The sequence below is a fragment of the Bartonella sp. W8167 genome, assembly GCF_016100335.1.
GTDB classification, from domain to species: Bacteria; Pseudomonadota; Alphaproteobacteria; order Rhizobiales; family Rhizobiaceae; genus Bartonella; species Bartonella apis.
This window is the reverse complement of the sequence record NZ_JACFSQ010000001.1, coordinates 549,614-572,363: the sequence shown is the minus strand read 5'-3', so window position 1 is coordinate 572,363 and position 22,750 is coordinate 549,614. Positions and strand designations below refer to the sequence as shown.

The following is a 22,750-nucleotide window of genomic DNA, read 5'->3' as shown; positions in this document are numbered from 1 at the left end:
TATCATAGAGCTTTAAAAAAACCAGTTCACATAAAGCTGCCGAAGCGGTTTTAGAGACAAAACAATTATGCTCTTCTAAAATTTTAATGCCAGTAAAATAACACCTGCGGCGATCAGCACGACGCCGGTCCAGTTGATGGCTGTCAGTTTTTCACCGAGAAAAGTAACGCCAAAAATAGCAACAAAGATAACCGACAATTTGTCAATCGGAGCGACATGGGAAGCATCTCCCAATTGCAGAGCGCGAAAATAGGCAAGCCATGAAGCACCCGTGGCAAGTCCTGATAAAACAAGGAAAACCCATGATTTTGCCGGAATGGCTCCCGGACGTTGCCATTGTCCGGTGATGCTTAAAAACAGACATAATGCGGCAATAATAACAATTGTTCTTATCAAAGTGGCGAAATCGGAATTGATACCGCTTATGCCGACTTTTGCAAAAATCGCTGTTAAAGCCGCAAAAATTGCTGAAAGAAATGCCCAGAACTGCCATGTTGCGGTCATCAGAATTCAATCCCCTTCTGTCCTTTTATGCCAGAACGGAACGGATGTTTGACCAATTCCATTTCTGTTACCAGATCGGCAGCTTCAATCAATTCATTTCGTGCATTGCGACCGGTAATAATAACATGCTTCATGAAAGGTCGCTTGGATAGTACGTCAAGCACTTCTTCCAAAGGTAAATAATCATAGCGCAATACGATATTCAGCTCGTCACAAAGCACCATATCCGTGGTGTCGTCGAGGATCATATCTTTGGCAATGTCCCACGCTTTTCGCGCTTCGGCAATGTCTTTTTCACGATCCTGCGTTTCCCATGTGAAGCCTTCGCCATGGGCATAAACACGCACCTGATCGCCAAATTTTTCAAGTGCAGTACGCTCGCCGGTTTTGCGCAATCCCTTGACAAATTGCACAACGCCAACCTTCATATTCTGGCCGAGAGCACGAAAAACCATACCGAAAGCAGCTGTTGTCTTGCCTTTGCCCTTGCCCGTATGAACAATGAGAAGACCTTTTTCCTTAGTTTTACCGGCTTCTATTTTTTTGCGCGCGGCCTCTTTCTTTTTCATTTTTTCGGCATGACGGGCATTCAATTCCGCTTCCGTCAGCTTTTCCTTGGCGTCCATGCTATCGAGCCTTTCTGTAGTTCTTCCAGTTCAAACAAAGCAGAATTGGAGCGCGGTTTCCACAACTCTATCCGGATCGCCTGTTCAAGTTTATGTGCCATTTCTCTTAAAGCGGCAGGATTGTTTCCGATTAAAAAATTCCGCACAGTCTCGTCGTCTATATAGGCATTATAAATCGCTTCGAATTGTTCGTTGGATACGGCATTTGTTGTAGCCGAAAAAGCAAAGAGATAATCAACCGTTGCAGCCATTTCGACCGCACCTTTAAAGCCGTGGCGCATAACCCCTTTTATCCATTTGGGATTAACGGCCCGCCCGCGGAGTGTCCGCCCGATTTCTTCCTGCAATGTTTTTATCATCGGCCGTTCGGGGCGCGACATATCATTGTGATAGACTTTCGGAAAAGCCCCCTGCTTATCGGCGACTGCCGAAGCCATTCCCCCTTCAAAGGCGTAATATTCACCGGAATCGAGAAGGTCATGTTCGCGATTATCCTGATTTTGGACAACGGCATTGATATGATGAAGCCGGTTTTCAAGCATATTTTGGGCAGCCACCCCGTCTTCCTTACCATAAGCAAAAGCAGAATGGGCAATCCACGCTTTGCCAAGGTCGTTACGGTCATTCCATTCGCCCTTGTCGAGAAGCTCCTGAACGCCGGTTCCATAAACTCCCGGACGAGCGCCGAAAACACGAAAACCGGCTTCTCTTTCCGCCTCTTTTGTGGTTTTTCCGTTTTCTGTGAGCGTTTTTACGTCTTTCAAATAATGCGCATGGAGTGGATTATCCTCTTCCTCCTCGTCAAGCGAGGCAACGAGACGCACTGCCTGATCGAACAAGGCTATCTGTTCGGGAAATGCATCGCGGAAGAAGCCGGAAATCCTTAATGTCACGTCAACACGTGGCCGCCCGAGAACTGCTACAGGAATAACTTCAACACCGGTCACACGGCGGGATGCCGCATCCCACAAAGGTTTGACGCCGATAAGTGCGAGAGCCTGCGCAATATCATCGCCACCGGTGCGCATATTGGCGGTTCCCCAAGCGGTGAGGCCGAAAGCCTTCGGCCAATCACCGTGGTCCTGTACATAACGGATAATGAGAAGTTCGGCCGATTTTTTACCCAATTGCCAAGCCGATTGTGTGGGTACCGCCCTTGTATCGACCGAAAAAAAGTTGCGCCCTGTCGGAAATACATCCGGCCGCCCGCGTGTCGGGGCACCGGATGGCCCGGGCTCGACAAAATGCCCGTCAAGAGCGGTTAAAAGCCCGTCAATTTCAGCCTTGCCGCAACTTAAAATCAATGGCCGCAATGTTTCTTCAATATTTTTAAGGATTGGCGCTGTTTTCGTGAAGTTCTGAGGAAGGGTAATCTTTTCCGACACCAGCGCCAGCGCCAGTAGCTCGATCCGTTCAACCGTGTCTCCATTTGTGCGCCATAGGCTGTCGGTCATGCCCTTCAATATTTCGGGCTTTTCACCTTGCCATTTTTCTGAAAAAACACAATCAAGCGGGTCGAAAGCAAGTCCGAGATCATCTGCAATAGCACGGTGTAAACTGCCATTTTCCCCCTCGCCGCGAGGCACACGCGCCGTTGCAACAAGGAGATTTTCCAATTGTTCGCCGGAGGGCGCTTTGCCAAAAATATGTAGCCCGTCCCTGATTTGCAATTCTTTGAGATCACACAAAAAAGCATCAAGTTTCTCAAGTGCCAGATCATCGCTATCATGGTCTTCAATTCCGGCATCATGATTGAGGCCGGTGAGCCGCACCAGATCAAGTATTTCACCTTTGAGTTTTACGAGACGACGCGGGTCAACGCCCGAGGCCTCGTAATATTCATCAACAAGGCCTTCCAGATCTTTTAACGGGCCATAACTTTCCGCGCGTGTCAAAGGCGGGGTCAAATGGTCAATGATAACGGCCGAAGAACGTCGTTTTGCCTGTGTCCCTTCGCCGGGGTCGTTGACAATAAACGGGTAGATGTGCGGCATCGGTCCAAGAGCTATTTCGGGATAGCAGTGCTTCGAGAGTGCCAGAGCTTTTCCCGGAAGCCATTCAAGATTGCCGTGTTTACCCATATGAATAATAGCATCGGCTTTATAAACAAACCGAAGCCAGAAATAGAATGCGAGATAATGATGGGTGGGAACAATGTCGGGTGCGTGGTAGACTTGCTTTGCATCCATTCCGAATGCGCGTTCCGGCTGTAATCCGACGACCGTTTCCCCCACCATTAAAACCGGCAAAGCCAATCCATTGTCAACCACATAGGCATCGTCTTCCGGAACGCCCCAACGTGCAGTCACTTCATCTTGAATCTTTTTATCAAGCGATTGAAAGAACTTCTTGTAAAGACGCAAAGAAAGTGCTGTCCGGACTATCCTTCCTTTCACCCCTTCATTGGTTGGACCTTCAATCATCAACCGCATGAGCTCATTGCCATTTTCCGGAATATTTTCTATTTCGTAGCCTTGGCTTTTCATGGCGTTAAGCGTCACAATCATGGCTGCCGGTGTATCAAGCCCGACACCGTGCCCCAAGCGGCCATCGCCACCCGGATAATTGGCCATGACAATGGCAACATGGCGCTCATGGGGCTTCTTGTTGCGCAGTCTTACCCAGTTTTTTGTGAGCTCTGCAACAAAGTCGACCCGATCTTTCAAAGGTTTATGGACGACAACATTGCATTCTGTCTCGTCATCGAATTCGACTGCCGATTTGAAGGATACAGCGCGGGTGAATACGCGCCCATCGACTTCCGGAAGCGCAACATTCATGGCAAGGTCACGGGCGGTCAATCCACGTCCATCTTTTTCCCATTGCTCTTTGCTGCTTCCGGCAAAAACCACCTGCAAAACCATTGCCCCGCGCTTTTCAAGGACGGTAGGTTTTCGTCCCGTATGCCCGTTTGAAACAGCAAAACCCGTTGCATTCAACACAATATCGGGAGAAAGCCGGTCAAAAATTGAATCGACAATTGCGACACTCAACTCATCTTTGAGACTTGAAACAAAGATCGGCAGTGCGATTAATCCGCGTTTTTGAAGAGCGTCAATGAGCGCTTCGACGCTCGCTGTTTGCCCGCTCTGCACCAAAGCACGATAAAAGCAAATCGCCGCAACCGGTTCATGCGTAGCATTGTGGCGGTTCACGAGATCATCAACAGTTAACGGCGGGTCATCCGGCGACCAGAGACCGGCCTTCATCAAAGGTATCGCCTCCACAGGCTTCTCATGGCGCCCCAGCAAATAATCGCAATATTCAAGAAAGGAGCGCATATTTTGCGCACTCGCTTCAATAAGGTAGTGCCAAAGATTGTGGCAATCCTCTTCGGCAACAGTAGAAAATTTTTGCAAATTTTCGTCTACTTTATCGTCACCAGGTAAAACCACCAGTTTGATATTTTTTTCCAGTGCCAGCGAGTGGAGAACTTGCAGGCCATAAGGCCAATAACTTTCACCACCTATCACGCGCAATACAATCAATTTCGCATATGACGCGGTTTTTTCGACATAGGTGTCAACCGACATGGGATGCGAAAGCGAAAGCAAATTGACAAGCCTCAGCGAAGACGTTGTTTTCTTCAACGCGGCTTTTGCAACCGAAAGGCTTGCCAATTCGGTATCAGCCGCCGAAAGAAAAATAACATCGGCAGGCGATTGTCCAAGATCAATCGCCTTGTCCTGTTCGGCTATGGTTCCCTTCTGGGCAAGAAGCAAATGCATCAGACATCAAGCGCTTCAATAGTTTTGCGCACCTTCTCCTCGTCGATTTGGTGAAGACCGATAACAACAAGGTGGCTTTTATGCTCTTCGTTTTTTTGCCAAGGGCGATCAAAATAGGAATCAATCCGTTGACCGACGGCCTGAACAACAAGACGCATCGGCTTTCCAACCACATTGACAAAACCTTTGAGCCGCAAAATATCATTTTCTTCGATGATCGTTTTCAACCGCTCGATCAAAGCCTTGGGATCATGGATGGATGGTGCGTTAACGACAAAGCTTTTGAATTCGTCGTGATTATGTGGAACGCCTTTCGCATGGTTCATTTCATGGTGGGATTTGCGGTTTTCGATATCGCTCTCGGTACCGACGCCAAGCCCCAATATAAGATCGGTTCCGATACTGCCGAAACTCGATGTGACCATTTGGGGAACTCTGTCGCTATGACTCGAAATGATATTGCGCACATTGTCGAGCGTATCCTCGTCGATTAGATCAACTTTGTTGAGGACGATGAGATCAGCCGCATGAATTTGATCTTCAAACAATTCTTCAAGCGGGCTTTCATGAGTGATCGAACTATCTTCGGCACGTTCGGCATTGATTTTATCAATATCATCGGCAAATCGGCCTTCGGCCACCGCCGGAGCGTCAATCACGGTAATCACCCCGTCAACGGTCACCTGCGTTTTGATCTCGGGCCAATTGAAGGCTGCAACAAGCGGCTGGGGAAGTGCCAAACCGGATGTTTCAATAACAATATGATCGGGTCTATCCTCTCGCTCGAGGAGTTTGGTCATAGTCGGAATGAATTCTTCAGCAACCGTACAACAGATGCAGCCATTATTGAGTTCAATGAGATCGTCGTCATGGCAATTATCAAGACCGCAACCTTTGAGCAAACCGCCATCCACGCCGAGCTCGCCAAATTCGTTAATGATGAGAGCAATACGTTTGCCTTTTGCATTTTCCAATAAATGCCTGATCATTGTGGTTTTTCCGGAGCCCAAAAATCCGGTTATGACGGTGGTTGGGATTTTGCTCTGTAAAAATTTTTGTTCCGACATCAAACTTAGCCTTTCAATTTAAGCGGCAGACCAGCCGCAACAAAAAACACCGTTTCTGCAATAGTCGCAATTTTCTGGTTCATGAGACCGGCATAATCACTGAATTCACGCGCAAGCTTGTTGTCCGGCACAATGCCGAGCCCTACCTCGCTCGAAACAAAAACCGTTTCTACCTCAAGTCTTGCAAGACCATCAACAAGCTTTGCCATTTCTGTTTCAACGTTCCGGTGATGCTCCAATAAATTACCAAGCCAAACGCTGAGACAATCAATAAGGACGATCTTTTGTTCACTATTATGTTTTGCGATCTCGCCCATAATATCAATCGGTTCTTCAACATTGATCCAGCCCGTCTCTCGACGTGAGCGATGCATGTCAACCCGTCTTCCCATCTCTTCATTGAAAATTTCTGCCGTTGCGAGATAGACGGGTACTTTTTTGGCAGACAACACATAATTTTCGGCAAAAACCGACTTTCCCGAACGCGTCCCGCCAAGAATCAATGTTATTTTTGCCAAAAATCTCCTCCATTTATGGAATAGACATTCATCACTTTACAAAGAAAGCTGAAAAACCGGCTTTATGCCTTTGATACACAATCTGAGTTCTTGAATGATGAGAACACAAACCGGAACCGGATTTCTAGCCCATTCTTAAATACAATAATTTGACTGACCGGCTTGAATGAAATGCCCGAATTGGGTCCACTTCCTGAAAGTCCAGTTTATTTTTTGCAAATTCTTTTGCAAAAAACCGGCTCTCTTAGAGATAGCTGCTTAAACTTTATCGTGCAAGCCGAAAAAGCGTGTCCACGTCGACGGCCTTTTCCAGTTCATCAGCAATTTTATCAAGCGCATTATCAACTTTTTCAAAATGTCCGGACTTATCGGGCTTTGCACCAAAATTTCCGATAAAATAACGACGGAAAGCATCTGCCGAAAACAAACCATGAAGATAGGTTCCCCAAATTTTTCCATCAGGCGAGGTCGCACCGTCTTCGACATTGTTTATTTTTAAAGGTGCATGGCAACAATCCGGACCGAAACTTTTGCCCATATGGATTTCATAGCCTGTAAGACTAAGTCCGCTTGCAAGATGAATAGCATTACTATTGCGTGTAAGTTTTCGTTCCCCGATTTTTGTTACCATATCAAGAAGGCCAAGCCCTTCTGTTTCGCTAACATTTCCTTCCAGAGAATCGGGATCCAAAATTTTCCTGCCCAGAATCTGAAAGCCGCCGCAAATGCCGATAACCATACCGCCTTTTTTGGCGTGTCTGATAATCTCCTCATCCCACTTGCGTTCGCGAAGAGCAATCATATCGGCTATGGTCGATTTGGAACCGGGAAGGATAATAACGTCGCTATCGGCCGGAAAACATTCACCTTTCCTGACAAAGACAATTTCAACATCACTTTCATGTGACAACGGGCCGAGATCATCAAAATTGGCAATATGGGGTAAAACCGGTACAGCTATTTTCACTTTGCCATGTTTTTTCGGCTCTCTATGTTCGAGTGCCATAGAATCTTCAGGAGGCAACAGGCTTGCCCCTTCAAGCCACGGAATAACGCCAAGACAGGGCCAGCCGGTAAAATTCCGGATTGCTTTGATTCCATCATCAAAAAGGCTCAAACACCCACGAAATTTGTTGATGAGATAACCGCAGACCATTGCGCGGTCGTTGCGATCAAGAATTGTTGCTGTACCGACAAGTGAAGCGATCACACCACCGCGGTCAATATCGCCAATCAACACGACCGGCACATCGGCACTTCGCGCAAAACCCATATTGGCAATGTCACCATGGCGCAAATTGATTTCTGCCGGTGAACCCGCCCCCTCCACCAGCACCAAATCGCATCTCTCCTTCAATCGGGCAAAAGATTCCATGACCCGATCAAGAAGTTCACCCTTCATTTTTTGATAATCGGCACCTTTTGCAAAACCCGAAAGCTTACCCTGCACAATGATTTGTGAACCGGTAGAACTTTGTGGTTTCAATAAAACCGGATTCATATGAACGGACGGTTTTTCATTTGACGCAAAGGCTTGCAGCCATTGACCGCGCCCGATCTCGCCGCCATCATCGGCAACAGCGGCATTGTTCGACATATTTTGCGGTTTGAACGGCATTACCTTGATGCCCTTGCGCGAAGCCAAACGGCAAAAGCCGGCAACAAGAACTGTTTTGCCGACGTCGGAACCTGTGCCCTGAAACATCAATGCACGCGCCAAATCAATCACCCTTTACCAATAAAAAAACCGAAAAATTTTTAAAAAAAATAGCGATTTTCATACTTCATTAAGTGTTCGCTAACCCGTGATTAACATTGTTCATCTACAAAGGCTCCAGAAACAAAAACAACTTGTTTCTCTCTGGATCAGGTAGTGCGTACCAGAGGTGTAATTCCGGACATGTGTATGAGTATCGTCCGGAATATGCGTAAAGATAAAACTGCGTTAACCGGTCTCCGGTTGCGCAGTTTTACGTTTTTTAGCCCCTATTCGCGACTATTGAAACAAGGCTTGGTTAACCTTCCACACTTTTTAAAATTCCTTCACACTTTTTAAAAAGTCGCTTGTTGCAAGCCGCTCTGCCGAACACATTTCCACTCCCCACTAGGTGTCAACTGCTTAACAGCAAGCGATGCTCTTTAAAAATGACATTAAGCCGACATTTTTTTCAAAGCCCAATGTTTATCACCGCTTGCTATCCGATCGACAAAAGACTTGTCCGAATTTCAAAGGTTCTTGATGATACGAGCGAGAAGTGTGAATGAATCCATGCGTTTTTTATTATCCCAAATCGGGCTCGTAACAATCAGCTCGTCTGCATTCGTATCGGCTATCAGTTTTTTCAGCCCTTGCTCGACTTTTTCAGACGAACCGACTACAGAACAGGATAAAGATTGTTCAAGCACCAAGCGGTGATTGAAGGGAAGATTATCAACATAATTCATAACCGGTTTTGGTAATGGACCGGCGCGCCCCGTCCTTAAATTTACAAAGGATTGTTGTTGGGAAGAAAATAGAAACTTTGCTTCGTCATCCGTTTCAGCAACCACAACATTTGCTGCAACCATTGCAACGGGCTTATCAAGATATTCCGAAGGCTGGAAATTATCGCGATAGACTTTGAGTGCGCGATAAAGCTCGGCCGGTGCAAAATGCGAGGCAAATGAATAGGGCAAGCCCAAAACTGCCGCAAGCTGCGCCCCATAAAGGCTCGACCCCAAAATCCAGACCGGTACATGCAAACCTGCCCCCGGAACTGCCCGCAATTGTTGCTGAGGCTCGGCATCTTTAAAATAGTCAAGCAATTCGACAACATCGCGCGGATAATCGTTCGGGTTGCTATCAAGCGAACGTCTCAAGGCTCTGGCTGTCATCTGGTCAGTACCCGGGGCGCGCCCTAATCCGAGTTCAACCCTTTTCGGGTAGAGTGCTTCAAGGGTGCCGAATTGTTCGGCGATGACCAGGGGCGAATGGTTGGGAAGCATAACGCCGCCCGCACCGACAACGATTTTATTGGTCGAGGCAAGAATCTGCCCCATTACAACCGCCGTTGCCGCGCTTGCAATGCCGGTCATATTGTGATGTTCAGCGTACCAAATACGAGGAAATCCTAGCTCATCCACATGTTTGGCAAGAGCTATGGAATTTTTTAACGCCTGAGCAACCGAACTTCCCTCAGGCACGGGACATAGATCAAGGACAGATATTTTCATTTTTTGAATATAGGAACTCTGAAAATGAATACAACGAGTGAAATTCAATCAAGCGGGGCTTTTTTAAATCAATCCCCACTATCGCCCCTATTCCACTCTTCTGTGACTTCGGCTACGAAATCGGCATAACGATGTGCTTCGATCGCGTCTCTTATGCCTTGCATCAATTGCTGATAAAAAGCGAGATTGTTCCACGTAATCACCATTCCGGCCAACGGTTCACCCGCTTTTACGAGATGGTGAAGATAGGCACGGCTATAATCCCGTGCAGCCGGACAGGGAGATTGGGGATCTAACGGGCGCGGGTCTTCGGCATGTTTTGCATTTCTCAAATTGATTTTACCAAATCTGGTGAACGCCAAACCATGTCGGCCTGCCCTTGTCGGCATGACACAATCGAACATATCAACGCCATGTGCCACACTCTTCAAAATATCATCAGGTGTGCCAACCCCCATCAGATAACGCGGCTTATCTTCCGGCAGAATCGAACAGGTCACATCAAGCATATCCATCATAACATTTTGCGGCTCACCTACCGCCAGGCCGCCAATGGAATAGCCTTTCAAATCGAGATCTTTCAAAGCATTTGCCGACCGTTCCCGCAAATCTGCATTATCCCCACCCTGAACGATACCGAACATCGCCTTGCCCGGCTGGTTCCCGAAAGCCGTTTTGCAACGTTCTGCCCAACGTAAAGACAGCTCCATTGCCTTTTCCATTTCTTTGAATGAGGCAGGCAAGGCAACACATTGGTCGAGCTGCATTTGGATGTCGGAATCAAGAAGGCATTGTATTTCGATTGACCGCTCCGGTGTCAGCTCATAACGCGCGCCATCAATATGCGATTGGAAGGTCACGCCCTTTTCGGTCAATTTTCTAAGCCCAGCTAACGACATAACCTGAAAACCGCCGGAGTCGGTCAAAATGGGCTTCGGCCAACGTGCAAAAACATGAAGGCCGCCGAGCCTTGCAATACGTTCTGCACCGGGGCGCAACATCAAATGATAGGTATTGCCGAGTATAATATCGGCACCAAGCTCTTCAACCTGCTCCATATACATTGCCTTCACCGAACCGGCGGTTCCTACCGGCATAAAAGCAGGTGTGCGGACTTTGCCGCGTGGCATTGTAATTACGCCACGCCGCGCGTGACCATCTTCAGTAATTTTCTTGAAGGTGAAGGTTTCGCTCATTGTTCCTAATCTTTTCGTTCCAGAAAACTTGTGTCGCCATAAGAATAAAAACGATAGCCTGTTTCAATAGCGTGTTGATAGGCGTGTTTCATTTCATCAAGCCCGCTAAAAGCCGACACAAGCATGAATAATGTCGAGCGCGGCAAGTGGAAATTGGTCATCAGGCAATCGACAAACCGGAAATGATAACCCGGTGTTATAAAAATATCGGTTGAACCCGCCCATGCATCAAGCTGCCCGTTTTCATCCGCAGCACTTTCCAGAAGTCGCATCGCCGTTGTCCCAACAGCAATAACCCTGTTGCCACGTCTTTTCACATCCATCAATGCATCTGCCGTTTGTTGGTCTATATGGCCAATTTCGGAATGCATTTTATGATCTTTTGTATCGTCGACCTTGACGGGCAAAAAAGTGCCTGCACCGACATGGAGCGTTACAAAATATTCGTCGACACCCCGATCTTTGATCTGTTGCATCAAATCCTTGGTAAAATGAAGACCGGCAGTCGGCGCCGCGACGGCCCCTTCTTCGCGTGCATAAACGGTCTGGTAATCGGTTTCGTCACGCTTGTCCTCGCCCCGTTTCAATGCAATATAAGGTGGTAAGGGCATATGGCCAATAAGCGCTATTTCACGATCAAGCTCGGCACCCGATTTATCAAATTCCAACAGCATTTCGCCGTTTTCGCCCTTTTCGCGAACCGTGGCAACAAGCTTGTCATCATCGTCAAGGTTTGGATCCTTCTTGTTGAAAACAATTGTTTCGCCAATTTTTAAACGTTTTGCCGGACGAACAAAAGCGAGCCACTCATTAGGGCTTACACGTTTATGAAGTGTTGCGCCAATGTGGGCAATGGCTGAACCGCGCCGCCGCTCTCCTTGAAGTTGGGCTTTTATAACCTTGGTGTCATTGAAAACCAGCGCGTCGCCTTTTTTGAGAAGCAAGGGTAGATCGCGCACATGCAAATCTTCGAGACTTCTACCTTTTCCGACATGTAAAAGACGAGCACTTTCTCGCGGCACAGCAGGTCGCAAAGCGATTTGTTTTTCAGGTAACTCGAAATCAAAAAGATCAACTTGCATTAGAGCGCACGCACATTCAAAAATCGGACAAGCGGATAATGCTTGTCGCACTGTTATATCTGATAAAAAGACCAACCTTTATGGAGGCCCTGCCAAGGATACTTGGTAATGGTTTTTTACTAAAGCATTTTCCGAAAAGTGTGAAGCGGTTTTCGGGATTAAAAATGCGCCACTAAAAACGCATTTTCCGAAAAGTGTGAAGCGGTTTTCGGAATCAAAAATACGCAACAAAAAACCTATTTTCTGAAAAGTGTGAAGCGGTTTTCGGCGATTAATTCTGCCATTTGCCACAGAGTATCTTCAAAAAAGGAATGCGGATATAACACGATTTTTCGGGCTAGAAATCGTGTTTTCCATCAACTGTTTCGATCAAAAACATCGAATGGACAGTTCGACGATCGTCGGTAATCTTACGTCAATTTCCGATTAAAATGATTAGTGGCAGGGGCTTTCGGAAAACATCTGGAAATGCATTGAAGCCTATTATTTTCCCGTCACATTATTACGAAGTTTTTCTTGCGAGAAACCGAACGAATATCAGCATATTTTACATAAGAAAAATAATGGAAATCGCGTTTTAAGCGAGGCGCTTAATCACTTTCATAATCAAGCTTTTTGGTGGCCGTTACTCCGATCATTCCCGATGCCAAATATATTATTCAAGAGTGAACCGAACGATATAAATAATATCAATAAAAATATTTATACATTAAAATTCAAAGTGTTAAAGATAAAACATGAATCATTTTACGAAGATTATATCGCTCTATTTTTAGAATGAGCAAAAACTGCCATCTGCCGGAATGCGAAGTTCATAAAAAACAAAAGGTGTTCCGAATTTTACCAGAACACCTTTTTTCAAGTTTCATAAATCAAAGCTTCCGAACAACTGTGTTCAACTCTGAAAATTATTTTTTATCAGCAGCAATTGTTGCTTTGACAATGCTATCAGGATCGCTGACAGGCTCGCCTTTTTTGAGCTTGTCGACATTTTCCATGCCTTCAATGACCTGTCCCCAAACCGTATATTGACGATTGAGCCACGGAGCATCCTCAAAACAGATAAAAAACTGGGAGTTTGCCGAATTCGGGTTTTGACTGCGTGCCATTGAGGCCGTGCCGCGTTTATGTGGCACATTGGAAAATTCGGCTTTAAGATCGGGCTTGTCGGATCCGCCCATACCTGCGCGTGATGCGTTAAACTTCTTGCTACCTTTTTTGCCAAATTCGACATCACCTGTCTGTGCCATAAAGCCATCGATCACGCGGTGAAAAACCACATTGTCATAAGCGCCTTCACGGGTTAATTCTTTAATTCTCTTGACATGTTCAGGTGCAACATCAGGCAATAATTCTATAACCACATCACCCTTTGTCGTTTCCAATATCAGAGTATTTTCCGGATCTTTAATCTCAGCCATTTCTTTTCCTTTATTTTGTAGCTTCAATACGTGCTTTCACAATGACGTCCGGATCAACAACCGAACCGTTATTATCGGCACGCCCTTTTTTGATTTTATCAACGACATCCATGCCTTTTACCACTTCACCAACAACTGTGTACTGGCCGTTGAGGAAAGAAGCATCATCAAAACAGATGAAAAACTGTGAATTGGCTGAATTCGGGTCTTGCGAACGTGCCATACCGACTGTGCCGCGTTTGAATGGTACTTTGGAAAATTCCGCTGCAAGGTCGGGATATTGTGACCCACCCATGCCTGCACGACGAATATTGAATTCGGGGCTGCCTTTTTTGCCGAATTTTACATCGCCGGTCTGTGCCATAAAGCCCGGAATAACGCGATGGAAGACAACATTGTCATAAGCACCTTCTTTGGTGAGCTTTTCGATTTGTGCGACATGCTTAGGAGCGAGATCAGGCCGCAACCGGATTGTGACATCACCATCTTTCATTGTTAAGACAAGATTTTCTCCACCAGCGGCAAAAGCTACGGAACCAAGCGAAAAAAGTGCAAACAGAACGGCCATAACGCCTAAAAGTTTACGAACCAAAGTTTTTCTCCATTTATGATTTGAATTTTTTTATCAATGCGGATGCCACATTTTCAGGAACAAAGGGCGAAACATCACCACCCATCAATGCAATTTGCCGCACAAGAGTAGCGGAAATTGACCGAACCGCATCAGCTGCCGGCAAGAACAATGTCTGTATTCCAGGTGCCAACGCCCTATTCATGCTGGCAAGCTGCATTTCATAGTTAAAATCGGTTCCATCCCGCAAACCACGTATGATAAAATTTGCGCCGATCTCACGTGCTGTATTAACCAGCAAATTGTCGAAGGAAATAACTTCCAAACGCTTTTCTGTGTCTCTCAGAACAGTCTTCGCGACCGTTTCAATCAGTTTCTTACGTTCTTCAAACGTAAAAAGCGGGGCTTTACTCGGGTGGATGCCAATGGCAACAACAACCTTGTCAGCTACTCCAAAGGCACCCCGCAAAACGTCAAGATGGCCATTGGTAATCGGATCAAACGAACCAGCAAAAATTGCTACTTTCATCTTTCACCTCCGGTCAGCCATCCTGATATGACCTGATTATTCAATCATCCGTTTGCGTATCAGAATTGTCTGATGAACCGTTGTCATCATTCGCCACAGTTTCCTCAACGTCACTATCGTCTTCCGATTCAGAGATACGTTCAACCGAAACAACTTTTTCGTTTTCGGCTGTATCGAAAATCGTGACACCTTTTGTCGAACGTCCTGCAATGCGAATTCCAGACACCGGAACGCGGATGAGTTTTCCGCCATCCGAAACAAGCATAATCTGGTCGTTTTCCTCGACAGGGAAAGCTGCAACCAGCTTGCCGATTTCGGCCGTCTTTGAAGGATCTGTGGCTCTTATTCCTTTGCCACCACGACCGGAAATTCTGAATTCGTAGGATGAAGAACGTTTGCCATAACCAAACTGACTTACTGTCAACAGCATCTGTTCATGTTGAGACAGCTCGTTATAACGTGCGTCACTAAGCTCGGCATCGCCTGTTGCTTCTTCCTCGTCACTGATTGTCACATCATCGCTATCGTTACCGGCTGCACGGCGTTCGGCAACGGCGCGTTTGAGATAGGCCGACCGTTCGGCTGGTGTTGCCTCGACATGCTCCAAAATAGCCATTGAAATGACTTTATCACCTTCGCCGAGATTGATACCGCGCACGCCAATGGAATTTCTACCGGCAAAGACACGAACATCGGAAACGGCAAAACGGATACATTGACCATCGGCAGTGGTGAGAACCACATCATCATTTTCCGTACAGGTATCGACAGACAGAATTTCATCTTCATCATCGTCGAATTTCATCGCAATTTTACCGTTGCGATTAACCTGTACAAAGTCGGAAAGCTTGTTTCGCCGCACAGTGCCACGCGTTGTTGCAAACATGACATCAAGTTCGCTCCAGCTTTCTTCATCCTCCGGCAATGGCATGATTGTAGTGATGCGTTCACCCTGCTGCAACGGCAGAAGATTGATGAGCGCTTTACCACGCGATTGGGGCGTACCGACCGGCAACCGCCACACTTTTTCCTTGTAAACAATACCGCGCGAAGAGAAGAACAGAACCGGTGCATGGGTATTGGCAACAAACAGACGGGTTACAAAATCCTCGTCTTTTGTTGTCATGCCGGAGCGGCCCTTACCACCGCGATGTTGCGCCCGATAAGTATTGAGCGGAACGCGCTTGATATAGCCGCTATGGCTTACAGTGACGACCATTTCTTCACGCGCAATGAGGTCTTCGTCATCCATTTCGGCACCACCGGAGCCGAATGACGTAAGACGAGGTGTGGCAAATTCATTGCGAACAGCCATCAATTCGTCTTTGACAATCGTCAAGACGCGCAAACGAGAACCCAGAATATCGAGATAATCGGTAATTTCAGCACCAATTTTATTGAGCTCGTCGGCAATCTCGTCGCGCCCCAAAGCTGTCAGGCGTTGCAAGCGCAAATCAAGAATAGCACGCGCCTGCTCTTCCGAAAGATTATAGGTGTTATCCTCATGAATAATGTGACGGGGGTCATCAATCAATTCAATAAGATGGCGGACTTCCGCAGCCGGCCAGCGACGTGTCATCAACTGGTCACGTGCGGTTTGCGGGTCCGGTGCATTGCGAATAAGCTGGATGACTTCGTCAATATTGGCAACAGCAATTGCCAGACCAACCAAAACATGGGCACGTTCACGTGCTTTACGCAGCAAAAACTTGGTACGCCGTGTAACAACTTCTTCACGGAACAGGACGAACGCCTTGAGCATGTCAAGAAGCGTCATCTGTTCAGGCTTACCGCCATTTAACGCAACCATATTGCAGCCGAACGAGGTTTGCAAAGGTGTGTAGCGGTAAAGCTGGTTCAATACAACATCGGCAACGGCATCGCGCTTCAGCTCGATCACAACGCGATAGCCTTCCCGATCGGATTCATCGCGTAAATCCGAAATGCCTTCAATACGTTTTTCGCGCACGAGTTCGGCAATTTTTTCAACCATTGTTGCTTTATTCACCTGATAGGGAATTTCGGTAACAACGATGGCCTGACGGTCATTGCGGATATCTTCGACTTCAACCTTGGCGCGCATAATGAGCGAGCCACGTCCCGTCTCATAGGCCGAACGTATTCCGGCGCGCCCGAGGATAATCCCGCCGGTCGGAAAATCCGGCCCCGGTATAATCTTGAGCATTTCGTCGAGCGTTATGGCCGGATTATCAATGAGTGCGACGCAACCATCAACAATTTCGCCCAAATTGTGCGGCGGAATATTGGTGGCCATACCGACCGCAATACCGCCCGAACCATTCACCAGAAGGTTCGGGAAACGTGCCGGAAGGACAATCGGTTCCTGCTCACGGCCATCATAGTTATCCTGAAAATCGACCGTTTCTTTATCAATATCATAAAGCAGACTATCGGAAACTTTTTCCAGCCGGCATTCGGTATAACGCATAGCTGCCGGCGGATCACCATCAATTGAACCAAAGTTTCCCTGCCCGTCAATAAGCGGAACGCGCAGCGAAAAATCCTGCGCCATACGGACCAGTGCATCATAAATAGACGAATCGCCATGAGGATGGAATTTACCCATCACCTCGCCGACAACACCGGCAGATTTGCGATAAGGCTTGTTATAAGAAAGCCCCATCTGGTTCATTGCATAGAGAATGCGTCGATGGACCGGTTTCATACCATCACGAACATCAGGCAGTGCACGCGATACAATCACGCTCATGGCGTAATCGAGGTAGGAGCGCTCCATTTCCTCTACAATATTGACCGGTTCAATACCGTTCGGATTTCCTGAATCTGGTGGTATAATTTGATCGTTCACGGCTACACAACTTCCTTAATAGAATCAGCCCTTCCTTTATAACGAAAAATGCCCCGAAAAGCCAATTTCTCTTGCCCTTCTATGTATGGATTTGGCTTTTATTTTCAGTGTGTTAGTTGGCCACAAGAAAAATCGGTGGATGACTTTATGTTGAATTTGTGCCATGAGAGCGGAAATAAATGATTTTAACTGCCCCTCATTTTGGCAAATACCGAATGATGGCGCACCAAGGAGTAACAATCATGTTTGATGCAGGTTTGTTGCTGAATGCGTTTATCACATTACTGGTTACGATTGATCCTGTGGGGCTGGTGCCGATTTTCCTCGGACTGACGCGCGAAATGACCCATATGGAACGCAAGTCCACCGCAATGGCTGCTTCTGTCATTTCTTTTGTCATTCTGCTCGCTTTCGCGCTTATTGGTGGGGCGATCTTGGAAGGTTTGGGTATTTCACTCGGTGCATTCCAGATTGCAGGCGGTATTTTATTGTTTGCGATTGCTTTCGAAATGATTTTCGAAAAACGCTCGGCGAGAAAACAGAAATCTGTCAAAACCGCGGTTACACGCGATCATATTCACAATATTGCAGCCTTCCCGCTTGCTATACCGATGATCGCCGGCCCCGGCGCGATCTCAGCCACCATTCTTATGGCGAGCAAGAATCCGGGTTTTATAGGCACTGCCGTTTCCTGTTTTGTAATCCTGATTTCGGTCATTGTCTGTTACGGTTTCATGCTTCTTGCCCACCCGATCGACCGACTTCTTGGTGAAACGGGTAGAACAATACTGACCCGCCTCTTCGGTGTCATCCTTGCAGCTCTTGCCGTGCAATTCGTTGCCAACGGGATTTTGGCTCTCTTCCATATTGCGTGACACTGCATCACCACCAATCGCACTTTCTCACATCATTTGAGGATAGTTGCGCATATAATTGGTTGCAGCTTTAATTTTCATGAAAGCTGCCGGAGAAGCCCAAAACGAAGACATGTTCAAAACACTTCGGAAAACACGGGTGACAATCAGGCAAGACAGTTTCGGAATATCCTGCTCCTGTCCAGCCAATCTTTCCCACTGAACTGTCGCTCTTATTCTGGTTTGGCAAAAAGGTTGTGAGATAGGTTTTGCAGCTTGATAAAAGCTCCCCACTTATTCCCGAAAGCTGCGATTCGCCTGAAAACAACGGAAACGGGGAGCTCTTTAAATTTTCTGAATGATGCAAATAAGGTTCCAGGAAGATCACGACACCGCATTAAACGCCAATCTCAATTCAATGGACTAAATGGCGATCGCAATTTCTGATAACCGTTAAAATATCAGAGCCTCAGAATGGAACATCGTCATCGAGCTGGCGTGAAAAATTGCTTCCTGATTGATTGTTTCCACCCTGATCGGAATTGCCGTACCCGCCGCCGAAACCACCAGAACCGGATTGATCGCTTACCTGTGGGCGACCGGCGCCACCTTCCCCACGACTATCAAGCATTTGTAATTCACCGCGATATTTTTGCAGAACAACCTCGGTCGTATAACGGTCGTTACCGTTTTGATCCTGCCATTTGCGGGTTTGCAGCTGTCCTTCAATATAAACTTTTGCCCCCTTCTTCAGATATTGCTCGACAACTTTGACCAGATTTTCGTTAAAAATAACGACACTGTGCCATTCTGTCCGCTCGCGACGCTCACCAGTATTACGGTCACGCCACGTATCCGATGTTGCAATGCGCAAAGTTGCTACTTGATCGCCAGAATTCATCCTGCGAATTTCCGGATCTGCACCGAGATTACCAACCAGAATGACCTTGTTAACACTGCCTGCCATTATAAAAACTCCAAACTGCGCGGCAAAAAACCGAAAATTAAATGCTAAAGCTCAATTTGCCACCATATAATCTATTTTTAAGCTTGGGGCAAAAAAGCCCGGTTTATTCATTCAATTTCCACAGAACTTCTATTTTCGTTATTGTTTTGGGTCAAATCTTACCATTGCAATTTTTGACCATCTCACCTATTTGAAAGCGAGTGTTCCATTTTTGTTCTTTCCCCGCAAGGCCAAATATGTCCGATCAGAAATATATTTCAATACGTGGTGCCCGCCAACATAATTTAAAGAACATAGATCTCGATTTGCCACGAGACAAACTCATTGTCATGACTGGCCTTTCAGGATCCGGCAAATCGTCGCTTGCTTTCGATACGATCTATGCCGAAGGGCAAAGACGATATGTTGAAAGCCTTTCGGCATATGCCAGACAATTTCTGGAAATGATGCAAAAACCGGATGTTGACCAGATTGATGGTCTCTCTCCGGCAATTTCTATTGAACAAAAGACCACAAGTCGTAACCCGCGGTCAACTGTCGGCACGGTTACCGAAATTCATGATTATATGCGCTTGTTGTTTGCGCGAGTCGGTGTGCCCTATTCGCCCGTCACTGGGTTACCCATTGAAAGCCAGACCGTAAGCCAGATGGTTGATCGAGTTCTGGCGCTTCCTGAAGGAACACGGCTCTATATTCTGGCTCCGCTCGTACGCGGACGCAAAGGTGAATATAAAAAGGAAATGGCTGATCTCCTTAAAAAAGGTTTTCAGCGTGTCAAAATTGACGGCGTTTTTTACGAGATAGCGGATGTTCCCGAACTCGATAAAAAATATAAACATGATATTGATGTTGTCGTTGACCGCCTTGTCGTAAGACCTGATATTTCCGCCCGCCTTGCCGATAGTCTTGAAACCTGTCTTCATCTGGCTGATGGATTGGCCGTTGCAGAACTTGCCGATAAACCGCTTCCAAAAGAACAAACAGCCGGCGGTTCAGCCAATAAATCGAAAAATGACACGCACGAGCGTTTACTATTTTCCGAAAAGTTCGCCTGTCCTGTTTCCGGCTTTACAATTCCCGAAATTGAGCCGAGGCTTTTTTCTTTTAACAATCCGTTTGGTGCTTGCCCGACCTGCGACGGCTTGGGGTCGCTTCAGGCAATTGATCCGGCAATGGTAGTGCCAGACGAGAATTTGTCTTTGAAAGCCGGTGCGATTGCTCCATGGTCGAAATCCTCTTCACCTTATTACAATCAGACACTTGAAGCACTCGGAAAGGCATATCACTTCAAGCTTACCGACAAATGGAAAGACCTTTCCGAAGAAGCTCGTCACGCTATCCTTTACGGCACTGGCAAAAAAGAAGTAACATTTACCTATCACGACGGTATGCGCTCCTATTCTGCGACAAAAAGTTTTGAAGGTGTTATCCCGAATATGGAACGGCGCTGGAAAGAGACTGATTCTGCCTGGTCGCGCGAGGAGATTGAGCGTTATATGTCATCCTCCCCTTGTCCGGCATGTAAAGGCTATCGGTTGAAGCCGGAAGCTCTGGCTGTAAAAATCAACAAACTTCATATTGGTGAAGTGTCCGAAATGTCGATTTCCAAAGCCGATAAATGGTTTCAGGAAGTGGATAAAACCTTCAATGAAAAACAGAAGAATATTGCTTCACGCATTTTGAAAGAAATTCGCGACCGTTTGAAATTTCTGAACGATGTCGGACTTGAATATCTCACTCTAGCGCGTGCCTCCGGTACATTATCGGGTGGTGAAAGCCAACGTATCCGACTTGCTTCGCAAATCGGCTCAGGCTTGACCGGCGTTCTTTATGTTCTCGATGAACCCTCTATCGGATTACATCAGCGCGATAATGCGCGTCTTCTTGAAACGCTTAAACATTTACGTGATCTCGGCAATACGGTGATTGTTGTCGAACATGATGAAGATGCCATTCTGACTGCTGATTATGTTGTCGATATTGGTCCGGCCGCGGGTGTTAACGGTGGTAAAGTCGTCGCGCAAGGAACGCCAAAAGATATTATGGATGATCCGGCTTCCCTCACCGGACAATATCTTTCAGGTAAAATGTTTGTTCCCGTACCGGCCGAGCGTCGCAAAATTTCCAAGACAAAGAAATTGCGCGTTGTCGGGGCGAGAGGCAATAATTTAAAGAATATTACAGCCGATATTCCTCTTGGAACGTTTACCTGTGTCACTGGTGTTTCGGGTGGTGGCAAATCGACATTCCTTATCGAGACTCTGTTCAAAGCAGCCTCGCGCCGCATCATGGGAAGCCGCGAACATCCGGCAGAACATGATCGAATCGAGGGGCTTGAATATCTCGACAAAGTTATCGACATTGACCAATCCCCGATCGGGCGCACACCGCGTTCGAATCCGGCTACCTATACCGGCGCTTTCACGCCAATACGTGATTGGTTTGCCGGTTTGCCGGAAGCAAAAGCCCGTGGTTATCAGGCAGGGCGTTTTTCATTCAATGTCAAGGGCGGGCGCTGCGAAGCCTGTCAGGGCGATGGTGTCATAAAAATCGAAATGCACTTTTTGCCGGATGTCTATGTAACGTGCGATGTATGCCACGGAAAACGCTATAATCGGGAGACGTTGGAAGTCACCTATAAAGGTAAATCCATCGCCGATGTCCTTGATATGACAGTAGACGAAGCGGCGGAGTTTTTTCAGGCAGTCCCCGCTATTCGCGACAAGATGGATACATTGGTCAAGGTCGGGCTTGGCTATGTCAAGGTCGGGCAACAAGCGACAACCCTTTCCGGCGGTGAAGCACAACGCGTAAAGTTAGCAAAAGAACTGGCCCGCAAGGCGACCGGTCGGACACTCTATATTCTTGACGAGCCGACAACAGGCCTGCACTTTCACGACGTTGCGAAACTTCTTGAAGTTCTGCATGAACTGGTCGATCAGGGAAATACCGTTGCTGTTATCGAGCACAATCTTGAAGTGATCAAAACAGCCGACTGGATTATCGACCTTGGCCCCGAAGGTGGCGATGGAGGCGGCGAAATCGTTGCTGTCGGCCGTCCAGAAGATATTGTGAAAGTGGAACGCTCTTACACCGGACAGTTCCTGAAAGAACTTCTGGAACGCCGGCCAACGAAAAAAGCAGTATCGTAACACACGGACAAACAAAATTCTTTTCAAGAAGATAATAAAAAGGCAGGGATGTTCAATTCCTGCCTTCTTTGAAGGCTTTTGTAGCAGAAAACTGCTGAACTTAAAAAACGAAAGCCAAAAAAACGATATCGCCGGATCGATCAATAGCATTTCTCACAAGCTGCATCTCATCTCTGCAAGTGTTTTAATCTTAAGGATATCGAACTCTATCAATGTAATATTCTCGTATCTTTATTCTGATAGCAGGTCATATTTCTTTTGAAGCTGATAACGGGGTCGTCATAAAACACATCTCGTTCAATGAATATGTTAAACATGTTTTTCTGGATGATCAGCTGCTTCAATTCCGGATAAGCAGGGAAAAATTTTCTAAAACCGGATATTTATAGTTCCAATCTTCAACCCGCCTTTTTAACCTGAACATCCGAAGTGGTTCGGTTTACCACCTTATTGCGCAATTTTCCCGCATATTGTGCATTCGTAATTTCGTTT

At 46.7% G+C, this 22,750-nt stretch carries 16 protein-coding genes; 2 read left to right on the top strand and 14 right to left on the bottom strand.

Annotation, left to right across the window (positions count from 1 at the left end; genetic code table 11):
* Positions 1 to 75: 75 nt before the first annotated feature.
* The 13 genes from H3V12_RS02230 to gyrA all read right to left on the bottom strand — a co-directional run bounded on the left by H3V12_RS02230 (position 76) and on the right by gyrA (position 17,213).
* Positions 76 to 504: an EamA family transporter gene (locus H3V12_RS02230; RefSeq protein WP_075870526.1), complete on the bottom strand. Its 429-nt coding sequence runs from the start codon at positions 502 to 504 to the stop codon at positions 76 to 78.
* A complete protein-coding gene (gene cobO / locus H3V12_RS02225; protein ID WP_198212482.1) occupies positions 504 to 1,130 on the bottom strand; it encodes a cob(I)yrinic acid a,c-diamide adenosyltransferase in 627 nt (208 codons plus the stop codon). Before cobO ends, H3V12_RS02230 begins: the two co-directional genes overlap by 1 nt.
* The gene (gene cobN / locus H3V12_RS02220; RefSeq protein WP_198212480.1) at positions 1,109 to 4,858 is read right to left on the bottom strand and encodes a cobaltochelatase subunit CobN; all 3,750 of its coding nucleotides are present in this window, start codon (positions 4,856 to 4,858) and stop codon (positions 1,109 to 1,111) included. Before cobN ends, cobO begins: the two co-directional genes overlap by 22 nt.
* Positions 4,858 to 5,925, bottom strand: a complete 1,068-nt coding sequence (cobW, locus tag H3V12_RS02215; protein ID WP_198212478.1) for a cobalamin biosynthesis protein CobW — start codon at positions 5,923 to 5,925, stop codon at positions 4,858 to 4,860. The genes cobN and cobW overlap by 1 nt, the downstream gene beginning before the upstream one ends.
* Before the next feature lie 5 nt (positions 5,926 to 5,930).
* Entirely contained in the window at positions 5,931 to 6,443 is a 513-nt protein-coding gene (gene cobU, locus H3V12_RS02210) for a bifunctional adenosylcobinamide kinase/adenosylcobinamide-phosphate guanylyltransferase (protein ID WP_198212476.1), read from the bottom strand.
* Positions 6,444 to 6,708: 265 nt separating this feature from the next.
* Positions 6,709 to 8,163 carry a cobyric acid synthase gene (locus tag H3V12_RS02205; RefSeq protein ID WP_198212474.1) on the bottom strand — a complete coding sequence of 485 codons (1,455 nt, stop codon included), beginning with the start codon at positions 8,161 to 8,163 and terminating at the stop codon, positions 6,709 to 6,711.
* A gap of 506 nt (positions 8,164 to 8,669) precedes the next feature.
* Positions 8,670 to 9,656 (bottom strand): LLM class flavin-dependent oxidoreductase, encoded by a 987-nt coding sequence (locus H3V12_RS02200; RefSeq protein ID WP_198212472.1) that lies wholly within the window; start codon positions 9,654 to 9,656, stop codon positions 8,670 to 8,672.
* 68 nt (positions 9,657 to 9,724) lie between these two features.
* Complete coding sequence (tgt, locus tag H3V12_RS02195) at positions 9,725 to 10,852, bottom strand: tRNA guanosine(34) transglycosylase Tgt (RefSeq protein ID WP_198212470.1); 1,128 nt, start codon at positions 10,850 to 10,852, stop codon at positions 9,725 to 9,727.
* A gap of 5 nt (positions 10,853 to 10,857) precedes the next feature.
* Positions 10,858 to 11,934 (bottom strand): tRNA preQ1(34) S-adenosylmethionine ribosyltransferase-isomerase QueA, encoded by a 1,077-nt coding sequence (gene queA / locus H3V12_RS02190; RefSeq protein ID WP_198212468.1) that lies wholly within the window; start codon positions 11,932 to 11,934, stop codon positions 10,858 to 10,860.
* A 908-nt stretch (positions 11,935 to 12,842) separates the two neighbouring features.
* Positions 12,843 to 13,355, bottom strand: a complete 513-nt coding sequence (locus H3V12_RS02185) for a peptidylprolyl isomerase (protein ID WP_198212466.1) — start codon at positions 13,353 to 13,355, stop codon at positions 12,843 to 12,845.
* Between the two features lie 10 nt (positions 13,356 to 13,365).
* Positions 13,366 to 13,947 carry a peptidylprolyl isomerase gene (locus H3V12_RS02180; RefSeq protein ID WP_246787466.1) on the bottom strand — a complete coding sequence of 194 codons (582 nt, stop codon included), beginning with the start codon at positions 13,945 to 13,947 and terminating at the stop codon, positions 13,366 to 13,368.
* A gap of 13 nt (positions 13,948 to 13,960) precedes the next feature.
* Positions 13,961 to 14,455, bottom strand: a complete 495-nt coding sequence (coaD, locus tag H3V12_RS02175; RefSeq protein ID WP_198212464.1) for a pantetheine-phosphate adenylyltransferase — start codon at positions 14,453 to 14,455, stop codon at positions 13,961 to 13,963.
* A gap of 40 nt (positions 14,456 to 14,495) precedes the next feature.
* Positions 14,496 to 17,213: a DNA gyrase subunit A gene (gene gyrA / locus H3V12_RS02170; RefSeq protein WP_198213736.1), complete on the bottom strand. Its 2,718-nt coding sequence runs from the start codon at positions 17,211 to 17,213 to the stop codon at positions 14,496 to 14,498.
* A 314-nt stretch (positions 17,214 to 17,527) separates the two neighbouring features.
* Between gyrA and H3V12_RS02165 the strand changes: the two genes are divergently transcribed.
* On the top strand, positions 17,528 to 18,160 hold the full coding sequence (locus tag H3V12_RS02165) for a MarC family protein (protein ID WP_198212462.1): 633 nt from the start codon (positions 17,528 to 17,530) through the stop codon (positions 18,158 to 18,160).
* Between the two features lie 448 nt (positions 18,161 to 18,608).
* On the opposite strand, the gene H3V12_RS02160 is transcribed toward H3V12_RS02165, so the two are convergent.
* Positions 18,609 to 19,106, bottom strand: a complete 498-nt coding sequence (locus H3V12_RS02160) for a single-stranded DNA-binding protein (protein ID WP_198212460.1) — start codon at positions 19,104 to 19,106, stop codon at positions 18,609 to 18,611.
* Positions 19,107 to 19,342: 236 nt separating this feature from the next.
* Between H3V12_RS02160 and uvrA the strand changes: the two genes are divergently transcribed.
* Positions 19,343 to 22,258 carry an excinuclease ABC subunit UvrA gene (gene uvrA / locus H3V12_RS02155; RefSeq protein WP_198212458.1) on the top strand — a complete coding sequence of 972 codons (2,916 nt, stop codon included), beginning with the start codon at positions 19,343 to 19,345 and terminating at the stop codon, positions 22,256 to 22,258.
* Positions 22,259 to 22,750: the final 492 nt, after the last annotated feature.

Bases quoted from the DNA above. Each gene is read 5' to 3' on its own strand.
- H3V12_RS02160 (WP_198212460.1), bottom strand. From the start codon at position 19,106: ATGGCAGGCAGTGTTAACAAGGTCATTCTGGTTGGTAATCTCGGTGCA.
- gyrA (WP_198213736.1), bottom strand. From the start codon at position 17,213: ATGGAGCGCTCCTACCTCGATTACGCCATGAGCGTGATTGTATCGCGT.
- H3V12_RS02165 (WP_198212462.1), top strand. From the start codon at position 17,528: ATGTTTGATGCAGGTTTGTTGCTGAATGCGTTTATCACATTACTGGTT.
- H3V12_RS02230 (WP_075870526.1), bottom strand. From the start codon at position 504: ATGACCGCAACATGGCAGTTCTGGGCATTTCTTTCAGCAATTTTTGCG.
- cobN (WP_198212480.1), bottom strand. From the start codon at position 4,858: ATGCATTTGCTTCTTGCCCAGAAGGGAACCATAGCCGAACAGGACAAG.
- cobW (WP_198212478.1), bottom strand. From the start codon at position 5,925: ATGTCGGAACAAAAATTTTTACAGAGCAAAATCCCAACCACCGTCATA.
- uvrA (WP_198212458.1), top strand. From the start codon at position 19,343: ATGTCCGATCAGAAATATATTTCAATACGTGGTGCCCGCCAACATAAT.
- H3V12_RS02185 (WP_198212466.1), bottom strand. From the start codon at position 13,355: ATGGCTGAGATTAAAGATCCGGAAAATACTCTGATATTGGAAACGACA.
- coaD (WP_198212464.1), bottom strand. From the start codon at position 14,455: ATGAAAGTAGCAATTTTTGCTGGTTCGTTTGATCCGATTACCAATGGC.
- tgt (WP_198212470.1), bottom strand. From the start codon at position 10,852: ATGAGCGAAACCTTCACCTTCAAGAAAATTACTGAAGATGGTCACGCG.
- H3V12_RS02200 (WP_198212472.1), bottom strand. From the start codon at position 9,656: ATGAAAATATCTGTCCTTGATCTATGTCCCGTGCCTGAGGGAAGTTCG.
- queA (WP_198212468.1), bottom strand. From the start codon at position 11,934: ATGCAAGTTGATCTTTTTGATTTCGAGTTACCTGAAAAACAAATCGCT.
- cobO (WP_198212482.1), bottom strand. From the start codon at position 1,130: ATGGACGCCAAGGAAAAGCTGACGGAAGCGGAATTGAATGCCCGTCAT.